The organism is Bradyrhizobium sp. Kon56 (genome assembly GCF_055807635.1).
This window is the reverse complement of sequence record NZ_JBVVOU010000194.1, coordinates 1-379: the sequence shown is the minus strand read 5'-3', so window position 1 is coordinate 379 and position 379 is coordinate 1. Positions and strand designations below refer to the sequence as shown.

The 379-nt window shown below is 59.4% G+C and carries 1 pseudogene; it reads right to left on the bottom strand.

Annotated features, from left to right (window positions below):
- Positions 1 to 150: 150 nt before the first annotated feature.
- Positions 151 to 379, bottom strand: a pseudogene (locus AC0L3B_RS38595) (IS110 family RNA-guided transposase); the annotation flags it as partial.

Genomic DNA, 379 nt, shown 5'->3' with positions numbered 1-379 from the left:
CCTCATGATGATGTCCGGATCGGGCGCCTCAACGTTTGCAGCGGAGTGCGGGCGAACCGCCACCAGCCGATTGACCGAGGTCACCACGACCACCGTCCCAGCGGGATATCGCCAGTCCGGCGGACCGGACCAGGAACTTGCGAGCAAATATCAGATTGGCTTCGGCTGGCCCCAGTCGAACGACGTTCCATCGACCCAGATGCAGTGGAGAATCACGGCGATGTTTCGGGCGATGGCGACCATTGCCTTCTTCATGCCGATCCGCTTAGCGAGCTTCATGCCGCAGGCCTTTAGGGAACACCACTTTTTGGTTCGATAAAGAAGGACAGTGGCGGCCTCGAACAAGTAAGTTCGGAGAAGCCGGTCGCCCCATCGAGAT